Annotated in this window: 4 protein-coding genes; 2 read left to right on the top strand and 2 right to left on the bottom strand. The window is 64.0% G+C overall.

Features of this window, described 5'->3' with window-relative positions; genetic code table 11:
* The coding region (locus A2I95_RS27210) for an aminotransferase class I/II-fold pyridoxal phosphate-dependent enzyme (protein ID WP_291734929.1) at nucleotides 1-920 on the top strand (920 nt) is incomplete at its 5' end.
* 56 nt (nucleotides 921-976) lie between these two features.
* Here the strand turns inward: A2I95_RS27210 and A2I95_RS27205 are convergent.
* Together A2I95_RS27205 and A2I95_RS27200 are read right to left on the bottom strand one after the other, a co-directional pair.
* Entirely contained in the window at nucleotides 977-2,068 is a 1,092-nt protein-coding gene (locus A2I95_RS27205) for an aminomethyltransferase family protein (RefSeq protein WP_291734927.1), read from the bottom strand.
* Between the two features lie 14 nt (nucleotides 2,069-2,082).
* On the bottom strand, nucleotides 2,083-3,624 hold the full coding sequence (locus tag A2I95_RS27200; protein ID WP_291734925.1) for a trimethylamine methyltransferase family protein: 1,542 nt from the start codon (nucleotides 3,622-3,624) through the stop codon (nucleotides 2,083-2,085).
* 117 nt (nucleotides 3,625-3,741) lie between these two features.
* Between A2I95_RS27200 and A2I95_RS27195 the strand changes: the two genes are divergently transcribed.
* The coding region (locus tag A2I95_RS27195; protein WP_291734923.1) for a LysR family transcriptional regulator at nucleotides 3,742-3,927 on the top strand (186 nt) is incomplete at its 3' end.

Genomic DNA, 3,927 nt, shown 5'->3' with positions numbered 1-3,927 from the left:
GCGCCATTGCGGCGCTGTACACGCGGCAGGAGGTGGAAAACACCATCGTCACCCATGGCACCATCGGCGCCAATATGCTGGTGCATAAGGCGCTGGTGTCGCGCGGCGACCGCGTGGTGGCGGTGGTGCCAACGTATCAGCAGCATTATTCGATCCCGGCCAGCATCGGCGCCGATGTGCATCAGCTGCAATTGCGCGAGGAAGACGGATTTCTGCCGGATCTTGATGCGCTGCGCGCTCTGGTCACGCCAAGCACAAAACTGATTGCCATCAACAATCCTAACAATCCCACCGGCGCGCTGATGGATCGGGAGATGCTGGAGGAGATCACCGCCATTGCCCGTGCGGCCGGCGCCTGGATCCTGTGCGACGAGGTTTACCGCGGCACCGATCAGGAGGGGAACGGCATGACCGCCTCGATCGCGGATATCTATGAAAAGGGGGTTTCGACGGCGGGCATGTCCAAAGCCTATTCCCTGGCGGGGCTGCGGCTGGGCTGGATTACGGCGCCGCGGGAGGTAATTGAGGCGGTGTCCATTCACCGCGATTACGACACCATTTCCGTGGGTATGATCGACGACCATTTTGCCGCGCTGGCGCTGGAGAGCCGCGATCAGGTGCTGGGGCGCAGCCAGCGCATCACCCGCGGCAATCTGGCAATTCTGGCAGGCTGGGTGGATCAGGAGCCGCGGATGTCCTGGGTAAAGCCGCGCTCGGGTACCACGGCGTTGCTGAAATACGATCTGCCGATGACGTCGCGCGAGTTCTGCGTGGCGCTTCTGCAACAGACGGGGGTGATGTTCACACCAGGGTCGGCCCTGGGCATGGAGGGGTATGTCCGCATTGGCTACGCCAACGGGCCGGAGATCCTGAAAGAAGGCCTGGCGCGGGTGTCGGCGTTTCTGGCGGCGCAAGGCTAGGGCGCAGAGGGCCGGCAGTTTGAACGCCGGCCTCCTGCCAGGTTCTGCACGGCGGTTCAGCCGTGGGTGCGGGTTTTTTGCGGGTCGTAAACTGGGCTGCTGGTTACCGTCGCGGTGGTTTTCAGGGTTTCGCTGGCGACGTTCAGAACACTACCGGTGGCAATGCCGGGGCGGATATGGGCCAGCGCCAGGGATTTGCCCAGCCGGTGCGAATAGCAGGGGCTGTTGATCACGCCGATGTCTTCGCCGTCCAGAGACAGTGTCTCGCCGCCCTCAACCATGTCCGGGTGATCGATATCGAGGCAGACATTGCCGATCCTCGCAGCACCCTTTGCCGCCATCACCGCGTCTTTGCCGCGGAAATCGCCCTTGGACGCGCTGACGGTGAAGCCCAGGCCAACCTCCCAGGGAGTGTTGTCCGCGGTCATGTCGTAGCCATAAAACAGCAGCCCGGCCTCGATCCGCACCTTGTCCAGCGCGGTGAAGGAGCAGGGCATCACACCGGCCGCCGCCAGCTGGTCCCAGATGTCGGTGATCACGGCGGCGCCGGCAAAGATCTCATAGCCGCGCTCGCCGGAATAGCCGGTGCGTGAAATCCGGCAGGGATGGCCGAACAGGGTGGCCGGGGCGTGTTCGAAATACCCAAGTGCGGCCAGATCGGTGTCGCAGTGAGGGTTCAGGATCTCCAGTGCTGCAGGGCCTTGCACCGAGACGTCATGCAGGTCGTCGGTGAATTCCAGGAACACGTCGCGGCCTTCAGCGGAGGCTTCAAGCAGCGCCATGGTATCGCCGGAGCCATGCACGATCATCCACTCGCCGCCGCCGTTGTTCGATACGATGGCGTCGTCTGCAATGCCGCCGGCCTCAGTCAGAACGCACAGGTAGGCTGCCTTGCCGGGCGTGACTTTGCTAAGGTCGCGGGTGGTCAGGTGGTCCAGTACGGCCTGCGCATCAGAGCCGCGGACAAAGACCTTTTTCAGCGGCGACATGTCGAACATGCCGGCCCGCTCGCGCACCGCGTCGTGCTCGTCGTTCGGGTCGGTGCTGTAGCTCCAGGCGGTGCCCATGCCGTTCCAGTCCTCCAGCCCTGATCCAAGGGCGGTGTGGCGGGCGGCAAGCGCCGATGTGCGGCTTAGTTCTGCGGTCATCTTATGGTCCTTTTTCAATACCATTCGTCGGGCATGGCGGCTTTGCGCTTGGCCACGAAGTCATTCAGGGCGGTGCGGGTGCTGTCCGGCATCGGCGGCGGCTGATACTCTGCCAGCATCTGCTGCCAGCGGGCTGTTGCGCGCTGATCCGCGGTCAGGCGGCCGTTTTCGTCCCATGTCTCATAGGGGCCGGCATCGGGGATCTGCGGTTCATAATTGGCGGTGGTGTAGTGGCGCAGGGTGTGGCCGGTGGACAGAAAGTTCTCGCCCGGCCCGGCCTCGCCGTAGGCATCGCGGCCAAAATCCTCGTCATCGGTGGTGAACCCCTGCAGCATCTTCAGCATGGCGCCGCAGTGGTCGAGGTCCATGATGAATTTCTCGTAAGACATCACCAGCCCGCCCTCGAGCCAGCCCGCCGCGTGCCAGACCTGATGTCCGCCCGACAGCAGCGTCGCCCACATCGCCCCGGCGCTGTCCTGCATCGCCTGGCCGTCGGGCGCGTTTGAAGCGGTGACCTGGCCGCCGCCCGACCGCACCGGCACCCCCAGCCGGCGGCCCAGCTGGGTGATTGCCATGGTGGCGAGATTCGCCTCGGGCGAGCCGAAGGTCAGCGCGCCGCTGCGCAGGTTCATCGAGGAATGGAAGCTGCCGAACACCACCGGGCAGCCGGGGCGCACCAGCTGGGTGAGGGCAATGCCCGCCATCGCTTCGGCCAGGGTCTGCGCCGCAACGGCAGCGGGGGAGAGCGGCCCCATGGCGCCGGCAAAGATCGCGGGGGAGATACAGACGCATTGATTGGCTGCTGCGTAGATGCGCAGGGCGCCGGACATGGTTTCGTCATAGATCAGCGGCGAGTTGACGTTGATATTGGCCTGCATCACCGCGTGGCGGTCCAGGAAGCCGGCGCCAAAGGCCAACCGCGCCATATCAATGCTGTCCTGCGCGCCCTGAGCTGAGGTGACGCCGCCCATGAACGGTTTGTCCGTCAGGGTGAGATGCGCCAGCACCATGTCGAGATGGCGTTTGTTCACCGGCACGTCCGTCGGCTCTACCACGGTGCCGCCGGAATGGTGCAGCGCGGGGGACAGATGAGATAGCTTCATGAAGTTCACGAAATCCGCCAGCGTGGCATAGCGGCGGCCCTGCGCCAGATCGCTGACAAAGGGGGAGCCATAGCCCGGCATCAGCACGAGGTTATCGCCGCCCAGGGTGACCGTGCGGGCAGGGTTCCGCCCATGCAGCTGAAACTCGGCGGGGGCGGTGGCGCAGAGCTGCCGGGCATGGCCCGGCGCAAAGCGGACGCGGGGGCCATCAACCTGCGCGCCGGCCTCAGCCAGCAGCCCGAGGGCAATACCGTCGCCGCGGAATTCAACCCCGATATGCTCCAGGATCCAATCCGCCTGGGCCTCGATCCGGGCCAGTGCAGTATCCTCCAGCAGATCATAGGCGGGAATGTTGCGGCGCTGGTAGATAGGTGTTGCCTGAGGTGCATTGTGCCGGGTCAGCCGCCCCCGGCGCGACCGGCCGCGCTGGGTGATATGCGTATCAGCGTTCATATTTCCCAACTTGAAGCCTCCCGAGTGAATATTCCGGGGTCTATATTTTAGGAATCTGCGCGTCCGGCAATCGATTTTATTTGTGCGCTGCGTTCAGGAAATTTATACGCTTGCCTTATGTCTGTAGAATTCCGCCACCACGACAGCCTGCGGCTGTTTGTTGAAATCGCCCGCCACCGCAGTTTTTCAGATGCCGCCGGGGCGCTGAACATGACCAAGGGCGCGGTCAGCTATCAGGTCAAAACGCTGGAGGCGGAGCTGGGGTTTGCCCTGTTCCAGCGCAATGCCCGCGGGGTGGAGATC

Source organism: Leisingera sp. F5 (assembly GCF_001593695.1).
Note: the sequence above shows the minus strand (reverse complement) of the source record. Positions and strands in the feature narration are given on the sequence as shown.

Bases quoted from the DNA above. Each gene is read 5' to 3' on its own strand.
- A2I95_RS27200 (WP_291734925.1), bottom strand. From the start codon at position 3,624: ATGAACGCTGATACGCATATCACCCAGCGCGGCCGGTCGCGCCGGGGG.
- A2I95_RS27205 (WP_291734927.1), bottom strand. From the start codon at position 2,068: ATGACCGCAGAACTAAGCCGCACATCGGCGCTTGCCGCCCGCCACACC.